Source organism: Methylophaga sp. UBA1464, assembly GCF_002325665.1.
Taxonomy (GTDB): domain Bacteria; phylum Pseudomonadota; class Gammaproteobacteria; order Nitrosococcales; family Methylophagaceae; genus Methylophaga.
In genome coordinates, this window is the sequence record NZ_DCSO01000095.1 from 30,763 (window position 1) to 31,035 (window position 273).

Sequence of the window (273 nt, forward strand, 5' to 3'; positions counted from 1 at the left end):
CACCAAAACACCATACAATATCGTTGGAGAACTCAGGACGATAAACCGGCAGTTCACCTTCAGTATTAAGGCAATTACAACGTCCACAAGTCTGCTTGCCACAGCAGTCGCGGTAGGCAATCAGATAGGTCTGCTGATCTCCAGGGTTGTAACAGCTTGCAACCCAAGAGCTTGGTGACAGTTCGGTTCCCGGAGGACATGAGGTTAACGTACCGCCAGAGCAATCACAGAGGTTGCCGTCGATAGAACAGTGACGCCAGTAATCACAGGCTT

General features: G+C 50.2%; 1 protein-coding gene. It reads right to left on the reverse strand.

The window, feature by feature from the left end; genetic code table 11:
• A partial coding sequence (mauA, locus tag B3O33_RS12970; RefSeq protein WP_292363788.1) for a methylamine dehydrogenase (amicyanin) small subunit occupies positions 1-273 on the reverse strand: 273 nt, incomplete at both ends.